Raw genomic sequence first — 17,804 nt, forward strand, 5'->3', positions numbered from 1 at the left:
CCTGCCCGCTTAGATGCCGGTGGTGACATCGATCGACGAGCCTTCGGCGAGCGTAATGATCGCCTTCTTCTCGTCGGAGCGCATGTAAGGCTTACCCTTCCAGCGCTTCGTCTTGCCCTTCTGGATCATCGTGTTGACGCCCAGAACCTTGACGCTGAACAGCGCCTCGACAGCCGCCTTGATCTGCGGCTTCGTGGCGTCGCCCGCCACCTTGAACACGACCTGGTTGTGCTCGGAGAGCAACGTCGCCTTCTCGGTGATGTGCGGGGTGCGCACAACGTCGTAATGCTTGAGCTCGACCGCGGCGGCCTCGCCCTTCTTCGGAGCCTTAGCCATTGAACCGCGCCTCCAGCTTCTCGACAGCGGCGCGGGTCAGCACCAGCGTGTCGTGGTTGAGGATGTCGTAGACGTTCGCGCCCACCGCCGGCAGCACGTCGACCTTGTGCAGGTTCGCGCAAGCCATGCGGAAGTTGGCGTCCACGCCTTCGCCGTCGATGAACAGGCCGCTGGCGATGCCGAGCTTGCCGAGACGCTCGAGGAGCGACTTGGTCTTGGCTTCGCCAAGCGTCAGATTGTCGACGACGACCAGCTTGCCTTCACGCGCCTTCACCGACAGCGCGGTCTTCAGACCGAGCGCACGGATCTTCTTGTTCAGCGACTGATCGAAGCTGCGGGCACGCGGGCCATGGGCCTTGCCGCCGCCGATGAACTGCGGCGCGGCGCGGTTGCCGTGACGGGCGGTACCGCCACCCTTCTGCTTGCCGAACTTCTTGCCGGTGCGGCCGATGTCCGAGCGCTGCTTCGAGGCGCGGGCATAGGCCCGGCGGTTGGCGAGCTGCCAGTTGACGACGCGGAACAGGATGTCCGCGCGCGGCTCCAGCCCGAAGATCGCTTCGTTGAGCTCGATCGAGCCGGACTTGCCGGCGTCCAGGGTCTTTACGTCGACCTTCATGGCTTAACCTTCCTGGCCTTCGGTGGCCTCGGGAGCCGCCTCGACGGGCGCTTCCGTGGCCGGGCTGGCCGACTGCGACTGAACGATACCCGCCGGGTACGGCACGCCGTCATGGCGCGACAGCTTCACGGCGTCGCGAACGACGAGCCAGGCACCCTTGTGACCGGGGATCGAACCCTTGACGAACAGCAGACCGCGCTCGACGTCCGTCTGGACGATCTCGAGGTTCTGCTGCGTGCGCTGACGGTCGCCCATGTGGCCGGCCATCTTCTTGTTCTTGAACACCTTTCCCGGGTCCTGGCGCTGGCCGGTCGAACCGTGCGAGCGGTGCGAGACCGAGACGCCGTGGGTGGCGCGCAGACCGCCGAAGCCCCAGCGCTTCATGGCGCCCTGGAAGCCCTTGCCCTGCGTCTGGCCGGTGATGTCGACATACTGGCCGGCGACGAAATGGTCGGCCGACAGCGTCGCGCCGACGTCGACGAGCGCGTCGTCGGCGACGCGGAACTCGACGAGCTTCGCTTTCGGCTCGACTTCGGCCTTGCCGAAGTGACCGCGCTGCGGCTTCGAGATGTTCTTCGCCTTCGCTGAGCCGGCGCCGAGCTGGACCGCGACGTAACCGTCGTTGTCAGCCGTGCGTTGCGCCACGACCTGGCAGTTCTCAAGCGAGAGGACCGTCACGGGAACGTGACGACCATCGTCCTGGAACAGGCGGGTCATGCCCATCTTCTTAGCGATCACGCCAGTGCGCATGATCTTGTTCCTTCTGACAGAGGCCCCGTCGCCGTAGCTCGGGGGCGTGGACCGCGGATGCCGAATTGCCTCCGCGGCATTACTTCATGCTGTAGGTTTTAGGCCTGCAGCTTGATCTCAACGTCGACACCGGCCGCGAGGTCGAGCTTCATCAGCGCGTCCACGGTTTGCGGGGTCGGCTGCACGATGTCGAGGAGCCGCTTGTAGGTGCGGACCTCGAACTGCTCGCGCGACTTCTTGTCGACGTGCGGCGAGCGGTTCACCGTGAACTTCTCGATGCGCGTCGGCATCGGGATGGGGCCGCGCACCATGGCGCCAGTCCGCTTCGCGGTGTCCGCGATCTCGCCGGTAGCCTGGTCGAGCACACGATGGTCGAAGGCCTTCAGCCGGATGCGAATGTTCTGCGTTTCCATCTCAATACCGTCTTGCAAACTGAAAATGCGAAACCGCCCGGCCCCGAAGCTGTGCCCCGGGGCCGGGCGGCGTGACGCTTACTTTACGATCGTACCGACGACGCCCGAACCCACCGTGCGGCCGCCTTCGCGGATCGCGAAGCGGAGACCCTGGTCCATCGCGATCGGCGCGATGAGCTTGACGGTCAGCTCGATGTTGTCGCCCGGCATGACCATCTCGGTGCCCTCGGGCAGCTCGACGGTGCCGGTGACGTCGGTCGTGCGGAAGTAGAACTGCGGGCGATAGTTCGCGAAGAACGGCGTGTGACGGCCGCCCTCGTCCTTCGACAGGACATAAACGCTCGCCTTGAAGTCGGTGTGCGGGGTGATCGAGCCCGGCTTGCAGAGAACCTGCCCACGCTCGACGTCCTCACGGCCGACGCCGCGAACCAGCGCACCGATGTTGTCGCCGGCCTGGCCCGAGTCGAGCAGCTTGCGGAACATCTCGACGCCCGTGACGGTCGTCTTGCGGGTGTCCTTGATGCCGACGATCTCGACTTCCTCGCCCACCTTCACGATGCCGCTCTCGACGCGACCCGTGACGACGGTGCCGCGACCCGAGATCGAGAACACGTCCTCGATCGGCATCAGGAACGGCTTGTCGAGCGGACGCGCCGGCTGCGGGATGAACGAGTCGACGGCGGCCATCAGCTCGAGCACGCGCTCGCGGCCGATTTCCGGGGTCTTGTCCTCGAGGGCGGCCACGGCCGAACCCTTGATGATCGGAATGTTGTCGCCATCGAAGTCGTACTTCGACAGGAGCTCGCGGATCTCCAGCTCGACGAGCTCGAGGATCTCTTCGTCGTCGACCAGGTCGACCTTGTTCATGAACACGACGAGCTGCGGCACGCCGACCTGGCGGGCGAGCAGGATGTGCTCGCGGGTCTGCGGCATCGGGCCGTCGGTGGCCGACACGACCAGGATCGCGCCGTCCATCTGCGCGGCGCCGGTGATCATGTTCTTCACATAATCGGCGTGGCCGGGGCAGTCGACGTGCGCGTAGTGGCGCGCGCTGGTCTCATACTCGACGTGCGCGGTCGAGATGGTGATGCCGCGCTCACGCTCTTCCGGCGCCTTGTCGATCTGGTCGTAGGCGGTGAAGGTGGCGCCGCCGGTCTCGGCCAGCACCTTGGTGATCGCCGCGGTCAGCGAGGTCTTGCCATGGTCGACGTGACCGATGGTGCCGATGTTGCAGTGCGGCTTGTTCCGCTCGAATTTAGCCTTCGCCATTGTGCTAACCTCTATTGCGTTAGTTCGTTGTACCCGCGGGAGCGGGCGCCTTTAACCGATCTGCCGGCGTTACGCCAGCTTAGCTTTGACTTCCTCGGCGACGTTCGCCGGGACTTCTTCGTAATGCGAGAACTGCATGGTGTACTGCGCGCGCCCCTGCGTCATCGAACGCAGCTGGTTCACGTAGCCAAACATGTTCGCGAGCGGCACCATCGCCTCGATGACCTGCGCGTTGCCGCGGGTATCGGTGCCCTGGATCTGACCGCGACGCGAGTTCAGATCGCCGATGCAGTCGCCCATGAAATCCTCAGGGGTGACGACCTCGACGCGCATCATCGGCTCGAGAAGCTTGATGCCCGCCTTCTCGGCGGCTTCGCGCATCGCGCCACGACCGGTGATTTCGAACGCCAGCGCCGACGAATCGACGTCGTGGTAGGCGCCGTCATACAGCGTCACGGTGAAGTCGATGATCGGGAAGCCGATCAGCGCGCCCGAAGCGGCGACCTCGCGGATGCCCTTCTCCACCGACGGGATGTACTCGCGCGGAATGTTTCCGCCCTTCACCTCGTCGTTGAAGATGATGCCCGTGCCGCGCTCGCCCGGCTCGACCGTGAACTTCACGCGGCCGAACTGGCCGGTGCCGCCCGACTGCTTCTTGTGGGTGAAGTCGACATCGACCTTGCGGGCCAGCGATTCGCGGTACGCCACCTGCGGCGCGCCGACGTTCGCTTCGACCTTGAACTCGCGGCGCATGCGATCGACGAGGATCTCGAGGTGGAGCTCGCCCATCCCCTTGATGATCGTCTGGCCCGATTCGTGATCGGTCGACACGCGGAACGAGGGATCCTCGGCGGCCAGGCGGTTGAGGGCGAGGCCCATCTTCTCCTGGTCGACCTTGGTCTTCGGCTCCACCGACAGCTCGATGACCGGCTCCGGGAACTCCATGCGCTCCAGGATGATCGGCGCGTTCTTGGCGCACAGCGTGTCGCCGGTGGTGGTCTCCTTGAGACCGGCCAGCGCGACGATGTCGCCCGCGAACGCCTCTTCGATGTCCTCACGGCTGTTCGCATGCATGAGCAGCATGCGGCCGATCTTCTCTTCCTTGTCCTTCACCGAGTTCAGGTAGGCGCCCTTCTTGAGCGTCCCCGAATAGATGCGGGCAAAGGTGAGCGAGCCCACGAACGGATCGTTCATGATCTTGAAGGCGAGCGCCGACATCGGCGCACCGTCTTCCGCCGGGCGCGTGTCCTTGGTCTCGCCGTCGAGCTTCACGCCTTCGACCGGCGGAATGTCCAGCGGCGACGGCAGATAGTCGATGACGGCGTCGAGCAGCGGCTGAACGCCCTTGTTCTTGAACGCCGAGCCGCAGAGGACCGGCACGAACGAGAAGTTGAGCGTGCCCTTGCGGATCAGCTTCTTCAGCGACGCGGTGTCGGGCATCGTGCCGTCGAGATAGGCTTCCATCGCCGCATCGTCCTGCTCGACGGCAAGCTCGATCAGCTCCTGGCGCGCCAGCTCGGCGGCGTCCTTCAGGTCGGCCGGAATGTCCTGATACTCGAACTTCGCGCCCAGCGACTCGTCGAGCCAGATGATCGCGCGGTCATGGACGAGATCGACCAGGCCCTTGAAATCGCCCTCGAGGCCGATCGGGAGATACAGCACGGCCGGGCGGGCGCCCAGGCGGTCCTTGATCATCTCGACGCAGCGGTCGAAGTTCGCGCCGGTGCGGTCCAGCTTGTTGACGAAGCACATGCGCGGAACGCGGTACTTCTCGGCCTGGCGCCACACGGTCTCCGACTGCGGCTCAACGCCGGCGACGCCGTCGAAGCACGCGACCGCGCCGTCGAGCACGCGGAGCGAACGCTCCACCTCGATGGTGAAGTCGACGTGGCCGGGCGTGTCGATGATGTTGATGCGATGGTCCGGGCCGTTGCCGTCCTCGCCCTTCCAGAAACAGGTCGTCGCGGCCGACGTGATCGTGATGCCGCGCTCCTGCTCCTGCTCCATCCAGTCCATCGTGGCGGTGCCCTCATGGACCTCGCCGATCTTGTAGGACTTGCCGGTGTAATAAAGGATGCGCTCGGTCGTGGTCGTCTTGCCGGCATCGATGTGGGCCATGATGCCGATGTTGCGATAGCGGTCGAGCGGATGGCTGCGGGCCATTTCAAATACTCCTGGGCCGGCCGGTTGCCGGCGGCGCAATTTGTTTCGGTGCTACCAGCGATAGTGCGAGAACGCGCGGTTGGCCTCGGCCATCCGGTGCGTGTCTTCGCGCTTCTTGACGGCGGTGCCGCGGTTGTTCGCGGCGTCCATGAGCTCGCCCGACAGGCGCGCCGACATGGTGTTCTCGCTGCGGTTGCGCGCAGCGCCGATCAGCCAGCGGATCGCCAGCGCCTGGCTGCGCTCGGGGCGAACCTCGACCGGAACCTGGTAGGTCGCACCGCCGACGCGGCGGCTGCGGACCTCGATGCCCGGACGGACGTTGGCGAGCGCATCGTGGAACACGCCGATCGGCTCGCGGCGCGTGCGCGCCTCGATCGCGTCGAGCGCGGTGTAGACGATGCTTTCAGCGACGGACTTCTTGCCCTGCTCCATCACCAGATTCATGAACTTGGTGAGGGTGACATCCCCGAACCGGGGATCGGGAAGGATTTCGCGCTTTTCGGGGCGACGACGACGAGCCATCTGTTAATCCCATTCTTCGATCTGGATTCCCGCCTGCGCGGGAATAACTCTAGCTTCGTTCGGTTACTTGGGCCGCTTGGCGCCGTACTTCGAACGGCTCTGCTTGCGGTCCTTGACGCCCTGGGTATCCAGCACGCCGCGCAGGACGTGGTAGCGAACGCCGGGAAGATCCTTCACGCGGCCGCCGCGGATGAGCACAACCGAGTGCTCCTGCAGGTTGTGGCCCTCGCCGGGGATGTAGCCGATGACCTCGAAGCCGTTGGTCAGGCGCACCTTGGCGACCTTGCGAAGCGCCGAGTTCGGCTTCTTCGGGGTCGTGGTGTAGACGCGCGTGCAAACGCCGCGCTTCTGCGGATTGGCCTCGAGGGCCGGAACCTTGTTGCGCGCCTTCTGCGGCTCGCGACCCTTGCGGATCAGCTGGTTGATCGTCGGCATGCTGCGTTTAAGCCTCAAAACCTGGACCGCCGAAGCGGCCGAAACTTGCTTATGACCCATGGGTACCGGCGCCAGAGGCGCCAACAGCAAATTCCCGCCTTGCGGCGGGTGCTGCCGTGGAGCGATGTCAGCAACCTCGAAGGTGCCGACCGGACCCCACACACTCATGTGTCGTTTCCACCCGTGCGGAACAGCGTTTAGGACGAGCGCCTACCACCAGTCCGCGGGTGAGGGCGCCATATAGCGATGGCCCCTTGGGGGGTCAAGCGGTGAATCGGGAGTGGTGGGCGGTTACAGGCCGCTCGCACCGACGAACATCATCGCACATTCAGGATATCGCCGATCTCCTGAAGTACGCGCGCCAGCAGGTCGTCACTCGCCTTGCCGATCAACTCCGCCGAACCGCCGTCCAGGGCCGCCACCTTGGTCGGCCGCACAACAGACGGAATCGGCAAACCTAGCTTGCTGTAATCGTCGCCTATGGCGACATCCTGCGGCCACGGCGCGTTGGCGGCGCTGGTTATCATCACAACCCAGATCAATCGGCCGCCGGCGCCGACACCACCGTCAGAGACGATCAGCGCCGGCCGCCGTTGCTGAACCGGCCGATCCGTATATGGAAACGGCAGCCGAACGATATCGCCGCGCTCAAAGATTGGCGTAGCCCTCGCGGTCAGCGTCCGAATTCCACTCGTCGAAACAGGCGAAGGGGTCGAACCATGATTCGGCGGACGCCTTGGAGATGAGGACGCGGTCGCCGTCGATCTCATAGGCGATCGTGTCGCCCTCGCGCAGGCCAAGCGCCGTCCGAACCGATCGCGGGATCGTTGTTTGCGCCTTGCTGGTGATGCGACTGACGATCATGCGGTAAGGATAATCCTTACGGGCGGCGATTTCAATTCCGCGCGACAATCGTCCTAAATACCGCTCGCCTTGCGCAGCACTTCGTTGATCCGGGTCTGCCAACCACGCCCCATCGCCCGATAATGATCGAGCAGATCCTGATCGAGGCGCATCGTCACGCGCGGCTTGGGCCTCTCGGCCGGGGGACGGCCGGGCTTTCGCCGCATTACCTCGGTCGCCTCCGCAAGCGATACGCCGTCGAACCGCGTCGCACGCGCAAAATCCTCGCTAGTCCACTCGGGATTATCATCGTCGAACTGGGGCTCACGGGACATGACGCTTATACTCCTTAGCGCGGGCGCGCCGCAGGCTGATCGGCCGGATCGACTCGCCGCGCATTGTTTAGGCGAGGCAATGGGCGAAGCCGTCGAGCAAGCCATAGGCCCGATACCGCTCCTCCTCGAACCGAAAATCGCGGACGACGGCGAACACCTTCAGGTCAAGCGCGCGAGCGAACGACACGCCATGCTTCGCGACGTTGGCGGCATCTTTCCCAGCGTCGAACTCGACCTTCATCGGCTATTATTGTGCCGACAATAATATATCAGGTCAATGAGGGCCGCCCGCGTTAGCGAACGTCCTTCTCGACCTTCCCGCCCTTCATCACGAACGCCACCCGCTCCAGCGAGGTGGGGTCGGCGAGCGGATCGCCGGCGACCGCGATGATGTCGCCGAAGCGGCCCGGGGCGATGGCGCCGACGTCCTTGTCGCGGCCGAGCGCCTGCGCGGCGTTGGTGGTCGCCGACTGCAGCGCCTGCAGCGGCGTCATGCCGAAGCGGACCATCACCGCGAACTGCCTGGCGTTCATGCCGTGCGGGTAGATGCCGGCGTCGGTGCTGAAGATGTGGCGCGCCCCGCCCTCCACCGCCTTGCGGAAATTCTCACGCTGAAGGGTGCCGACGCGGCGTTCCTTCTCGATATTCTCCTCGAGCACGCCGTTCTTGGCGCCTTCCGACAGCGTGTATTCGGTGTTGTAGACGTCGAAGCCGAGCCAAGTGCCCTTCTCCTTCGCGAGCTTGATGCCTTCCGCATCGATGAAGCTCACATGCTCGATGGTGTCGATGCCCGCCTTGATCGCCGCCTTGATGCCGTCCGTCCCGTGCGCATGCGCGGCGATCTTAAGGCCGAGCATGTGCGCCTCGTCGGCGGCCATCTTCAGTTCCTCGTAGGTCATCTGCTGCGCGCCCGGATCGGTGTTGCGCGAGAAGACGCCGCCGGTGGCGCATACCTTGATCACCTGCGCGCCGAGCTTCTTCAGCTCGCGCACCTTGTGGCGCACCGCCTCCGGCCCGTCGGCGACGCCCGGCGAGGTGCGGACCATCGACGGCACGTTGGTGTTCTCGTCGCAATGCCCGCCGGTCGCGCCGATCGCATAGGTGGCGGCGACGATGCGCGGCCCCGGGATGAAGCCGCCGTCGATCGCCTGGCGGAACGCCACGTCGGCATGATGCTCCTCGCCGAGGCTGCGCACCGTGGTGAAGCCGGCGTCGAGCGTCGCCTTGACGTTGGGCACGCCGAGCACGGTGTTGAACTGGTCGGTATATTCGAGCCGCCGGTAGCCGCCGATCAGCGGCGTGCCGCCGAGATGGACGTGCATGTCGATGAGGCCGGGGACGAGCGTCAGCGGCCCGAGGTCGATGCGCTTCGCGTCGGCGGGGATGGCGGGCGGCCGGTCGGCGGTGCCGACGGCGGCGATGCGGCCGTCGGTAACGACGACGACCGGATTGGCGACGCTCTTGCCCGCCAGCACATCGGCCATGCGCGCGGCGGTCAGCACCACCGTCTCCGCCTGCGCCGCCGTTGCCGACGCCATCAGAGCTGCTGCCAGTGCGAACCGCTTCATGAACTTCCCCTGCCCCGTGTTGGGGAAGGGGTTAGCATGGGGATCGTCACCCGCACCATAGATGTCATCCCCGCGAAGGCGGGGACCCACTGTGGCGCAAGGACGGCCTCTCCGGGCGCCGGAGAACGGTGCGGGTGGGTCCCCGCCTTCGCGGGGATGACAGATCAAGAAAGCTCGCCCATCGCAAATGCCCACCCCATCGTCATCCCCGCCTTCGCGGGGATGACAGATCAAGAAAGCTCGCCCATCGCAAATGCCCACCCCATCGTCATCCCCGCGAAGGCGGGGATCCATTCGCTCAGGCGCTCGGCGGTAATGGACCCCCGCCTGCGCGGGGATGACGATGGAGTGCTACGTGACGATCGCGCCGTGGCAGTGCTTGAACTTCTCGCCCGAGCCGCACGGGCAGGGCTGGTTGCGGGTGACGAAACTCGACCAGGTCGACGGGTCGGCCGCGTCGAAGCCGGCGCCCAATGCGGCGGCGGCGGCCTGCGCGCGGTCGAACTGCTCCGGCGACAGGTGCATATATTCCACCTCGGGCGCCGCCTCATTCTCGCCGGTCAGCGGGTCGATGTGCGTGGTGATGAACCCGCCCGGGTTGGTGTCGCCGAATTCGGGCGGCGGCGGCGAGAACTGGAACTGCGCGTGCGCCAGCATGCGGGTCACGTCCTCGCGGATCATGCCGAGCATACGCTCGAACAGCGCGAACGCCTCGCTCTTATACTCGTTGATCGGCGTCTTCTGCGCATAGGCGCGCAGGTGGATGACGGCGCGCAGCGCGTCGAGCGTCGCGAGGTGCTCCTTCCAGTGATGGTCGATCGCCTGGAGGAGGAAATTCTTCTCGATCTGCACCCAGGTCGCCGGGTCGATGCCCGCCGCCTTCTCGGCCATCAGCGCGTCGGCGGCGGCGAGGATGCGCTCGAGCACGATCTCCTGATCGATGCCCTCCGCCTTCGCCCATTCCTCGACCGGCATGTCGAGCGCCAGCTTGGCGGCGAGGTCGGCGCGCAGCGCCTCGACATTCCACTGCTCGGGATAGGCGCCCTGCGGGCAGTGCGTCGCGACGAGGTCGTTGATGGTGTCGTGGCGCATGTCGACGACGACATCGCCGACGGCTTCCGAATCCATCACGTCCTGGCGCTGCTCGTAGACCACCTTGCGCTGGTCGTTCATCACGTCGTCGTACTGGAGCAGCTGCTTGCGCACGTCGTAGTTGCGCGCCTCGACCTTCTTCTGCGCCGTCTCGATCGCCTTCGAAATCCACGGGTGGACGATCGCCTCGCCCTCCTCGAGGCCCGAGTTCATCAGGCGGTGCAGCATGTTCTGCTGGCCGAAGATGCGCAGCAGGTCGTCGTCGAGGCTGAGATAGAAGCGCGACAGGCCCGGATCGCCCTGACGGCCCGAGCGGCCGCGGAGCTGGTTGTCGATGCGCCGTGATTCATGACGCTCGGTCGCCAGCACGAACAGGCCGCCCGCCTCGCGCACCTTGGCGCGTTCGGCCATCACTTCCTCGCGGATACGCGCGACGGCGGCGTCCTTCTCGGCGCCGGCCTCCAGGTCGGACAGCTCGTCCTCGACGCGGAACTCGATGTTGCCGCCGAGCTGGATGTCGGTGCCGCGGCCGGCCATGTTCGTCGCGATGGTGACGCCGCCGATGCGGCCGGCCTGCGCGACGATATGCGCTTCCTTCTCGTGGAAGCGGGCATTGAGCACGCTGTGCTCGACACCTTCCTTGGTGAGATATTCGGACAGCATCTCCGACTTCTCGATCGACACGGTGCCGACGAGGACGGGCTGCCCCTTCTCCTTCGCCTCGCGGATCGACTTCACGATCGCGGCGAACTTGTCTGCTGCGTTCTTGTAGAACTCGTCCTCGGAATCCTTGCGCTGCACCGGCAGATTGGTCGGAATCTCGACGGTGTTCAGCTTGTAGATGTCGAAGAACTCCGCGGCCTCGGTGGCGGCGGTGCCGGTCATGCCGCCGAGCTTCGGGTACATGCGGAAGTAGTTCTGGAAGGTGATCGACGCGAGCGTCTGGTTCTCCGGCTGGATCGGCTGGCCTTCCTTGGCCTCGACCGCCTGGTGCAAACCGTCCGACCAGCGGCGCCCGTCCATCATGCGGCCGGTGAACTCGTCGATGATGATCACCTTGCCGTCGCGCACGATATAGTCGGTGTCGCGGCGGAAGATCAGGTTGGCGCGCATCGACTGGTTCACATGGTGAACCACCTGCGTGTTCTCGAAGTCGTAGAGGTTGGCGCCTTCCAGAAGGCCGGCGGCCTCCAGCATGCGCTCGACCTTCTCGGTGCCGCTCTCGGTCAGGATGATCGACTTCTGCTTCTCGTCGATCTCATAATCATCGGCGACGAGCTGCTTCACCACCGCGTCGACCGAGGTGTAGAGCGCCGACTTGTCGTCGGTGGGACCGGAGATGATCAGCGGCGTGCGCGCCTCGTCGACGAGGATCGAGTCGACCTCGTCGACCACCGCGAAGTTGAACGGCCGCTGCACCATCGCGTCGCGCGAATATTTCATGTTGTCGCGCAGATAGTCGAAGCCGAGCTCGTTGTTGGTCGCGTAGGTGATGTCCGCCTGATAGGCGGCGCGGCGCTCCTCGTCGGCGATGTTCGGCACGACGACGCCGACCGACAGCCCGAGGAAATTATGGACCATGCCCATCCAGCCGGAGTCGCGGCGGGCGAGATAGTCGTTCACCGTGACGACATGGACGCCCTTGCCCTCGATGGCGTTGAGGTACGCCGCGAGCGTCGACACCAGCGTCTTGCCCTCGCCGGTGCGCATCTCGGCGATCTCGCCGCGGTGGAGGACGATGCCGCCGATCAGCTGCACATCATAATGACGCTGGCCGAGCGTGCGCTTCGCCGCCTCGCGCACCGTGGCGAACGCCTCGGGGAGGATGTCGTCGAGCGACTTGCCGCCCGCCAGCAGGCCGCGGAACTTGTCGGTCTGCGCGCGCAGCTCATCGTCGGACATCGCCGAGATGGTCGGCTCCAGCCCGTTGATCTTGTCGACCACCGGCTGCAGCGACCGGACGTAACGGTCGTTCGAGGAGCCGAAGAGACGTTTGGCGAGGCCGCCGACGAAGTCGAGCATGCAAATACCTTGAAAATCGGGGGAGCCCGGAGGACGCATCGTCCCCTGCCCCGGAACCGGGCGGAGATAGGGACGGGTCCGTCCCGAGTCAAACCCGGCACCCCCGTCCGCGTTGCTTCAACGCACCCTGCCCGATACCTCTTTTATCGTCACCCCCGCGCAGGCGGGGGCCCAGTCCATCATGAACATGCCGCCCGCATCGCGGGCGACCTTTTGTTGCGGGCTGGATCCCCGCCTTCGCGGGGATGACGATGGAGTTGAACGCGCTCACTTAATCCGATCCCCATTGTCCCCGCGCCCCAACCTTCCTAATCCTGCCGCCCATGGCCGATCTCACCCGCTCCCCCCTCGCCCCCGACCGTTTCCCCGAGCTGCCGGAGGTGGCCGGCGTGCGGCTCGCCGTCGCACGCGCGGGTTACAAGGCGTGGGACCGCACCGACCTGACCCTCGCCGAGCTGGCGCCGGGCACCGCGGTGGCGGGCGTGCTCACCAAATCCAAATGCCCCTCGCCGGAGGTCGACTGGTGCCGGCAGGCGCTCGCCCACGGCACCGCCCGCGCGCTCGTCGTTAACGCCGGCAACTCGAACGCCTTCACCGGCGGCCGCGGCAAGGCCGCCGTCGAGGCGGTGCTCGCCGCCGCGGTCGAGACGCTCGGCTGCGCCGAGACCGAGGTGTTCGTCGCCTCGACCGGCGTCATCGGCGTGCCGCTGCCGACCGACAAGGCCCGCGCCGGCCTCACCGCCGCCTTCGCCAAGCTGAAGGCCGGGTCGACCGCGACCTGGGAGGATGCGGCGGCGACGATCATGACCACCGACACTTTCCCCAAGGCATCGGTGCGCACCGCCGTCGTCGGCGGCCAGACGGTGACGCTCACCGGCATCATCAAGGGCTCGGGCATGATCGCGCCCGACATGGCGACGATGCTCGGCTTCATCTTCACCGACGCGAAAGTGGCCCCGGCGCTCCTGCAGGAAATGCTGTCGGCGGCCAACGAGCAGACCTACAGCTGCATCACCGTCGACGGCGACACCAGCACCTCCGACACCGTGCTCGCCTTCGCCACGGGTGCGGCGGGCAACACCCCGCTCGACGGCTGGACCAGCGCCGGCGCCGACGCCTTCCAGGCCGCCCTCACCGACCTCTGCCGCGACCTCGCCCAGCAGGTGGTCCGCGACGGCGAAGGCGCGCAGAAGTTCATCACCATCGCCGTCGAGGGCGCCGAGGACGACCGCGCCGCGCGCGTCATCGCGCTCGCCATCGCCAACTCCCCGCTGGTGAAAACCGCGATCGCCGGCGAGGACGCCAACTGGGGCCGCGTCGTCATGGCGGTCGGCAAGGCCGGCGAAGCCGCCGACCGCGACCGTCTCGCCATCCGCTTCGGCACGACGCTGGTGGCGAAGGACGGGCTGGCGGTGGAGGACTATGACGAGACCCCCGTCGCCGCGCATTTGAAGGGCCGCGACATCGACATCGGGGTGGATTTGGGGCTGGGCGAGGGTCGCGCGACGGTGTGGAGCTGCGACCTGACGCATGGCTACATCAGCATCAACGCCGACTACCGGAGCTGAGGGTACTGGCGCCGCGAAAGGCCGTCATCGCAATCATCACGATACTACTGGCGCTCCTGATCTGGCTGCTTACCTCCGACTTCATCGCGCAGGATGTCTGCCTTGATGGCGGTGGCGCGTGGGATGGCGGGCGATGCATCGGCAGACGCCCCGGCGGTTAGCGCGCTTCTTTCAATCCGTCATACCGGCGAAAGCCGGTATCCAGCCGTCCTCGCCCCACCCACACCGCTCACCCTCGTCTTAGCGAGATGGTGGGCTGCAGCTGGATTCCGGCTTTCGCCGGAATGACGGTTGGGGGCGGGGATACCGTCGCCCCCAACGACCGTTAACCCCCCGATGAAGCTGCGCTCGATCCTCGCCTTCATGGCCGCCTTCGCGGGCGGCACCTTTGCCGGCTATTTCGTCGCCTATGGAACGGGCGCGCCGGTGCCGACCTTCGTCACCGCGCTGCGCTTCGACATCCTCGCCCGCATCGACGAGGCGAAGCTGCGCGCGGCGCTGCGTGGGCCGCGGCTGGTGGCGCAGACGGTGCGGCGCGGCGGCAACGTCGCCGCCAGCGCGACGCTTGCCGAGGCGATCCGCTTCTCGCGGGTGCAGGCGCTGAAGGGCCACAGCCAGCCCTTGAGCGACGAGCTGAAAGAGCTGTACCGCCCCTATTTCCCCGACGAGGTGATCGACGACACGCGCTGGACGCTCGCAGACCGGCGCGTCGGCCTCGGCAGCCTGCTCGCCGGCTGGCATTCGCAGGACGGCGCGGTGACGCTCGACGACGTCATCGTCTTTTCCAATGGCAAGGCCGCCGGGCACCGGGCGCTGGTCGCGCATGAGCTGACGCATGTGCTGCAATATCACCAGCTCGGCCTCCCCGATTTCGCGCGCCTCTATGCGCAGAACTGGCCGCTGATCGAGGAGCAGGCGCGCAGGAACGCCGGCCGCATCCTCGCCGACATCGCGCGGCGGGAGGCGATGAAGGAGGAAGCCTCCGAGGCGGCGCCGCCCGACGCCGCCTGATCGGTGCGTCGCGCCGGGATGGTCACCCACCGGACCAAGGGCCCGGCCATGTACAGTATTAAATTGACGTCCGTTCCGTGCCCGTGACAAGCTCGTGATCGTCCATCTTGAGGGAGACGGGCTATGCGCGTGTGGAAGCTGCGGATCGGGTCGATCATTCTCGGTTTATCGACCGTTCTCCTGTCGGCCACGGCCGCGGCGAACATCGCCGCGCAGCCCGACCCTGAAGAGATCACCGTCATCGGCAAGCGCCTGACCCCGGCGCAAGCGCGCGAACGGGCCATCGCTTTCGTCCAGCATACCGGCATCACCTATGGCCGCGAGTCCGTCGCGCGCTGGATCGACCCGGTGTGCGTGCGCGCCATCGGCCTCGAGCCCGCCAATCTGCAGCGCGTCGAAAAGACGGTGCGCGCCATCGCGGAAAGCGCCGGCGTGCCGGTCGGCAAGCCCGGCTGTACGCCCAACGCCACCATCAACTTCGTCGGCGACGGCGCGGCCTTTACCAAAAGCGTCGCCGCGCGCGATCAGCGCCGCCTCGCCGAGGTGCCCAAGCATCTGAAGCTCGCGCTGCTCAACGGCCCCGCACCCATCCGCTGGTGGTACCGCACCGAGCTGCGCGGCAGCGACGGCATGAAGCTGGTCGGCATGATGCCGCCCAGCCTGTTCGGCGACCGAGGCGATCCCGCGCCGCCGGGGCTGCCGGGCAACAGCAACGAGGCGAGCACGCGGCTGGGCTCCAACACCAGCAACGTCAGCACGCAGGTCGCCCGGCGGCTGATCAGCGCCACCGTCGTCGTCGATGCGGTGAAGGCGGAAGGTGTGCCGCTGGAGTCGGTTGCCGCCTATGCCGCGATGGTGACCTTCGCCGAGCTGCTGCCCCGCGACACGTCGTTCGACGGATCGATCCTCGGCCTGTTCGGCAACCAGCCGTCGCGCACGATAACCCCGCTCGACCAGGCGTTCCTGAAGGAACTCTACAGCCTGAAGATGGACCGCAAGGCCCGCCAGCAGCGCGCCCGCCTCGTCAACCGGCTGCAGAGCGTGCAGACGAGTTTCTAGAGCGCCGCGCCGTTGAAACTGCCCTTGTGGACCCCGGTCATGTCGAGGTCGTCGAGGCAGCGCAGGTTGATCGCGACCATCTTCTGCCCGTCGGGCGTTTCGCCGCGGCCGAAGGCGGAGATGCCGCAGGTGGCGCAGAACAGGTGAGCGATCACCTTCTTGTAGAAGCGATAATCGGTCATCGCCCCTTCGCCCGCCGTCTGCCGGAAATTCTCGCCGCCGGTGAAGGCGAGCAGCGGCGCGGCCTTGGCGCAATAGGAGCAGTTGCATTCGAGGCCGAGCGTGGTGTCGATCGTCGCCTCGAACCGCACCGCGCCGCAATGGCACCCGCCCGCAACCTCACGCTCCATGATCACTCCCGCTTGCTTGGCGCTTGCCGCGCCGTTGTCGCCGATCAATAGGCGGTGGGCACGCGCCGCAGAAGGAGTTTCGATGCTGATCCTGTGGGGCCGCCTCAATTCGCACAACGTCAAGAAGGTGGCCTGGCTCGCCGAGGAATTGGGCCTGCCCTACGAGCGGCGCGACATCGGCGGGAAGTTCGGGTTTACGGACGCCTATCTGGCGATGAACCCGAACCGGCTGATCCCGACCATCGAGGATGGCGACGTCGTCCTGTGGGAATCGAACGCCATCCTGCGCTACCTTGGCAGCCGCTACGGCGGCGACGCGTTCTGGCCTGCCGATCCGGCGACGCGGGCGGTGGGCGACAAGTGGATGGACTGGATGTTCAGCTTCGCCGACGCGCAGCGCGACGCCTTCATCAACCTGGTGCGCCGGCCGGAGGGCGAGCGCGACAGGGCGGCGGTGGCGGCGTCGGCGAAGGTGTCGGGCGCGATGATGGCGCGGCTTGAGGCGGCGCTGGCGAAGACCGGCTGGCTGTCGGGCGAGCGCTTCGGGCTCGGCGACATTCCGATGGGTGTCTATGCCCACACCTTCTTCACCCTGCCCATCGACCGGCCGGCGCTGCCGGCGGTCGAGGACTGGTATCGGCGTCTCACCACGCGGCCGGGCTATGCGGCCAACGTGATGATCCCGCTGACCTGACGACTAGAGTTCGGATTCCAGCCAGCCCTTGATGGCGCTCTTCGGGCGGGCGCCGACCGCGGTGGCGGCGGGCTGGCCGTTCTTGAACAGGATCATCGTCGGGATGCCGCGCACGCCATATTTGGTCGGCGCGTCGGGGTTCTCGTCGATGTTCAGCTTCATGATCGTCACCTTCTCGCCGAGCTCATCCGACAGCTCCTCGAGCGACGGGCCGATCTGGCGGCACGGGCCGCACCATTCCGCCCAGAAGTCGACCAGCACCGGCTTGTCGGCGCTGATGACGTCGCTGTGGAACGAGGCGTCGGTGACCTTCTTGGCGGGCATAGTCGCAATCTCCGTAGTGTTTCGAATGAGGTAAGCGCGGGCCGCGCCTCGGTCAATGAACGCCGGCGCGTAGCTTTGGTGTCCCGTTTAGAAGCGGGGCTTTCGGGGTGGAAGGCATTGTCGGGTTAGTTTGCGGGCGCCGTCCCCTACTCAGCCGTCATACCGGCGAAAGCCGGTATCCAGACCGGCCGCAGAACTGGATACCGGCTTTCGCCGGTATGACGGGCGGGGGTGAGTTAGGCACTCCCCTCCCCCACCGGGGAGGGGTCGGGGGTGGGCTTGGGGGCAAGCGCTGCCTCGGGAGTTCGCGCCTGCCACGACAGCCCACCCCTTACCCCTCCCCCTCGGGGAGGGGAGTTAAATGAGGGCGGCGGCGGGTTCGTTGGCTGCGAGCAATTCCGCTGGCAGCGGGCCCTCCCCTCCCCCACCGGGGA

At 66.3% G+C, this 17,804-nt stretch carries 20 protein-coding genes; 4 read left to right on the top strand and 16 right to left on the bottom strand.

Features of this window, described 5'->3' with window-relative positions:
- Positions 1-9: 9 nt before the first annotated feature.
- The 14 genes from ACFOMD_RS02355 to secA all read right to left on the bottom strand — a co-directional run bounded on the left by ACFOMD_RS02355 (position 10) and on the right by secA (position 12,364).
- A complete protein-coding gene (locus tag ACFOMD_RS02355; RefSeq protein ID WP_380856215.1) occupies positions 10-336 on the bottom strand; it encodes a 50S ribosomal protein L23 in 327 nt (108 codons plus the stop codon).
- A complete protein-coding gene (gene rplD, locus ACFOMD_RS02360) occupies positions 329-952 on the bottom strand; it encodes a 50S ribosomal protein L4 (RefSeq protein ID WP_380856218.1) in 624 nt (207 codons plus the stop codon). The genes ACFOMD_RS02355 and rplD overlap by 8 nt, the downstream gene beginning before the upstream one ends.
- Before the next feature lie 3 nt (positions 953-955).
- A complete protein-coding gene (gene rplC / locus ACFOMD_RS02365) occupies positions 956-1,702 on the bottom strand; it encodes a 50S ribosomal protein L3 (RefSeq protein WP_380856221.1) in 747 nt (248 codons plus the stop codon).
- A 98-nt stretch (positions 1,703-1,800) separates the two neighbouring features.
- Positions 1,801-2,115, bottom strand: a complete 315-nt coding sequence (rpsJ, locus tag ACFOMD_RS02370) for a 30S ribosomal protein S10 (protein ID WP_121047244.1) — start codon at positions 2,113-2,115, stop codon at positions 1,801-1,803.
- Between the two features lie 78 nt (positions 2,116-2,193).
- Complete coding sequence (tuf, locus tag ACFOMD_RS02375; RefSeq protein ID WP_380856225.1) at positions 2,194-3,384, bottom strand: elongation factor Tu; 1,191 nt, start codon at positions 3,382-3,384, stop codon at positions 2,194-2,196.
- Positions 3,385-3,453: 69 nt separating this feature from the next.
- Positions 3,454-5,547: an elongation factor G gene (fusA, locus tag ACFOMD_RS02380; RefSeq protein WP_380856228.1), complete on the bottom strand. Its 2,094-nt coding sequence runs from the start codon at positions 5,545-5,547 to the stop codon at positions 3,454-3,456.
- Positions 5,548-5,598: 51 nt separating this feature from the next.
- Positions 5,599-6,069: a 30S ribosomal protein S7 gene (rpsG, locus tag ACFOMD_RS02385; RefSeq protein WP_380856231.1), complete on the bottom strand. Its 471-nt coding sequence runs from the start codon at positions 6,067-6,069 to the stop codon at positions 5,599-5,601.
- A gap of 63 nt (positions 6,070-6,132) precedes the next feature.
- Complete coding sequence (rpsL, locus tag ACFOMD_RS02390) at positions 6,133-6,504, bottom strand: 30S ribosomal protein S12 (protein ID WP_380856705.1); 372 nt, start codon at positions 6,502-6,504, stop codon at positions 6,133-6,135.
- A 317-nt stretch (positions 6,505-6,821) separates the two neighbouring features.
- Positions 6,822-7,190 carry a type II toxin-antitoxin system PemK/MazF family toxin gene (locus ACFOMD_RS02395; protein WP_380856708.1) on the bottom strand — a complete coding sequence of 123 codons (369 nt, stop codon included), beginning with the start codon at positions 7,188-7,190 and terminating at the stop codon, positions 6,822-6,824.
- The gene (locus ACFOMD_RS02400) at positions 7,153-7,368 is read right to left on the bottom strand and encodes an AbrB/MazE/SpoVT family DNA-binding domain-containing protein (protein ID WP_380856234.1); all 216 of its coding nucleotides are present in this window, start codon (positions 7,366-7,368) and stop codon (positions 7,153-7,155) included. Before ACFOMD_RS02400 ends, ACFOMD_RS02395 begins: the two co-directional genes overlap by 38 nt.
- A gap of 53 nt (positions 7,369-7,421) precedes the next feature.
- Complete coding sequence (locus ACFOMD_RS02405; RefSeq protein WP_380856237.1) at positions 7,422-7,682, bottom strand: BrnA antitoxin family protein; 261 nt, start codon at positions 7,680-7,682, stop codon at positions 7,422-7,424.
- Between the two features lie 67 nt (positions 7,683-7,749).
- Positions 7,750-7,923 (bottom strand): hypothetical protein, encoded by a 174-nt coding sequence (locus ACFOMD_RS02410; protein WP_380856240.1) that lies wholly within the window; start codon positions 7,921-7,923, stop codon positions 7,750-7,752.
- 52 nt (positions 7,924-7,975) lie between these two features.
- Positions 7,976-9,250 (bottom strand): Xaa-Pro dipeptidase, encoded by a 1,275-nt coding sequence (locus tag ACFOMD_RS02415; RefSeq protein WP_380856243.1) that lies wholly within the window; start codon positions 9,248-9,250, stop codon positions 7,976-7,978.
- 351 nt (positions 9,251-9,601) lie between these two features.
- The gene (gene secA, locus ACFOMD_RS02420) at positions 9,602-12,364 is read right to left on the bottom strand and encodes a preprotein translocase subunit SecA (RefSeq protein WP_380856246.1); all 2,763 of its coding nucleotides are present in this window, start codon (positions 12,362-12,364) and stop codon (positions 9,602-9,604) included.
- 323 nt (positions 12,365-12,687) lie between these two features.
- On the opposite strand from secA, the gene argJ reads away from it, so the two are divergent.
- From argJ to ACFOMD_RS02435, 3 genes are all read left to right on the top strand, one after another.
- Entirely contained in the window at positions 12,688-13,932 is a 1,245-nt protein-coding gene (gene argJ / locus ACFOMD_RS02425; protein WP_380856249.1) for a bifunctional glutamate N-acetyltransferase/amino-acid acetyltransferase ArgJ, read from the top strand.
- A gap of 336 nt (positions 13,933-14,268) precedes the next feature.
- Positions 14,269-14,943: an eCIS core domain-containing protein gene (locus tag ACFOMD_RS02430; RefSeq protein WP_380856252.1), complete on the top strand. Its 675-nt coding sequence runs from the start codon at positions 14,269-14,271 to the stop codon at positions 14,941-14,943.
- A 123-nt stretch (positions 14,944-15,066) separates the two neighbouring features.
- Positions 15,067-16,002: a hypothetical protein gene (locus ACFOMD_RS02435; RefSeq protein ID WP_380856255.1), complete on the top strand. Its 936-nt coding sequence runs from the start codon at positions 15,067-15,069 to the stop codon at positions 16,000-16,002.
- On the opposite strand, the gene ACFOMD_RS02440 is transcribed toward ACFOMD_RS02435, so the two are convergent.
- Positions 15,999-16,352 carry a GFA family protein gene (locus ACFOMD_RS02440; protein WP_380856258.1) on the bottom strand — a complete coding sequence of 118 codons (354 nt, stop codon included), beginning with the start codon at positions 16,350-16,352 and terminating at the stop codon, positions 15,999-16,001. The genes ACFOMD_RS02435 and ACFOMD_RS02440 overlap by 4 nt on opposite strands.
- A gap of 82 nt (positions 16,353-16,434) precedes the next feature.
- Between ACFOMD_RS02440 and ACFOMD_RS02445 the strand changes: the two genes are divergently transcribed.
- On the top strand, positions 16,435-17,046 hold the full coding sequence (locus tag ACFOMD_RS02445) for a glutathione S-transferase family protein (protein WP_380856261.1): 612 nt from the start codon (positions 16,435-16,437) through the stop codon (positions 17,044-17,046).
- 3 nt (positions 17,047-17,049) lie between these two features.
- On the opposite strand, the gene trxA is transcribed toward ACFOMD_RS02445, so the two are convergent.
- Positions 17,050-17,370 (bottom strand): thioredoxin, encoded by a 321-nt coding sequence (gene trxA, locus ACFOMD_RS02450; RefSeq protein ID WP_380856264.1) that lies wholly within the window; start codon positions 17,368-17,370, stop codon positions 17,050-17,052.
- Between the last annotated feature and the right edge of the window lie 434 nt (positions 17,371-17,804).

Source organism: Sphingoaurantiacus capsulatus (genome assembly GCF_042648405.1).
In the GTDB taxonomy this organism is placed as follows: domain Bacteria; phylum Pseudomonadota; class Alphaproteobacteria; order Sphingomonadales; family Sphingomonadaceae; genus Sphingoaurantiacus; species Sphingoaurantiacus capsulatus.

Excerpts from the sequence above, each read along its gene's own strand:
- ACFOMD_RS02445 (WP_380856261.1), top strand. The coding sequence starts at position 16,435 with ATGCTGATCCTGTGGGGCCGCCTCAATTCGCACAACGTCAAGAAGGTG.
- ACFOMD_RS02405 (WP_380856237.1), bottom strand. The coding sequence starts at position 7,682 with ATGTCCCGTGAGCCCCAGTTCGACGATGATAATCCCGAGTGGACTAGC.
- rplC (WP_380856221.1), bottom strand. The coding sequence starts at position 1,702 with ATGCGCACTGGCGTGATCGCTAAGAAGATGGGCATGACCCGCCTGTTC.
- ACFOMD_RS02440 (WP_380856258.1), bottom strand. The coding sequence starts at position 16,352 with ATGGAGCGTGAGGTTGCGGGCGGGTGCCATTGCGGCGCGGTGCGGTTC.
- ACFOMD_RS02415 (WP_380856243.1), bottom strand. The coding sequence starts at position 9,250 with ATGAAGCGGTTCGCACTGGCAGCAGCTCTGATGGCGTCGGCAACGGCG.
- secA (WP_380856246.1), bottom strand. The coding sequence starts at position 12,364 with ATGCTCGACTTCGTCGGCGGCCTCGCCAAACGTCTCTTCGGCTCCTCG.
- rpsG (WP_380856231.1), bottom strand. The coding sequence starts at position 6,069 with ATGGCTCGTCGTCGTCGCCCCGAAAAGCGCGAAATCCTTCCCGATCCC.
- tuf (WP_380856225.1), bottom strand. The coding sequence starts at position 3,384 with ATGGCGAAGGCTAAATTCGAGCGGAACAAGCCGCACTGCAACATCGGC.
- rplD (WP_380856218.1), bottom strand. The coding sequence starts at position 952 with ATGAAGGTCGACGTAAAGACCCTGGACGCCGGCAAGTCCGGCTCGATC.
- ACFOMD_RS02355 (WP_380856215.1), bottom strand. The coding sequence starts at position 336 with ATGGCTAAGGCTCCGAAGAAGGGCGAGGCCGCCGCGGTCGAGCTCAAG.
- rpsJ (WP_121047244.1), bottom strand. The coding sequence starts at position 2,115 with ATGGAAACGCAGAACATTCGCATCCGGCTGAAGGCCTTCGACCATCGT.
- ACFOMD_RS02435 (WP_380856255.1), top strand. The coding sequence starts at position 15,067 with ATGCGCGTGTGGAAGCTGCGGATCGGGTCGATCATTCTCGGTTTATCG.
- trxA (WP_380856264.1), bottom strand. The coding sequence starts at position 17,370 with ATGCCCGCCAAGAAGGTCACCGACGCCTCGTTCCACAGCGACGTCATC.
- rpsL (WP_380856705.1), bottom strand. The coding sequence starts at position 6,504 with ATGCCGACGATCAACCAGCTGATCCGCAAGGGTCGCGAGCCGCAGAAG.
- ACFOMD_RS02410 (WP_380856240.1), bottom strand. The coding sequence starts at position 7,923 with ATGAAGGTCGAGTTCGACGCTGGGAAAGATGCCGCCAACGTCGCGAAG.
- ACFOMD_RS02430 (WP_380856252.1), top strand. The coding sequence starts at position 14,269 with ATGAAGCTGCGCTCGATCCTCGCCTTCATGGCCGCCTTCGCGGGCGGC.
- fusA (WP_380856228.1), bottom strand. The coding sequence starts at position 5,547 with ATGGCCCGCAGCCATCCGCTCGACCGCTATCGCAACATCGGCATCATG.
- argJ (WP_380856249.1), top strand. The coding sequence starts at position 12,688 with ATGGCCGATCTCACCCGCTCCCCCCTCGCCCCCGACCGTTTCCCCGAG.
- ACFOMD_RS02400 (WP_380856234.1), bottom strand. The coding sequence starts at position 7,368 with ATGATCGTCAGTCGCATCACCAGCAAGGCGCAAACAACGATCCCGCGA.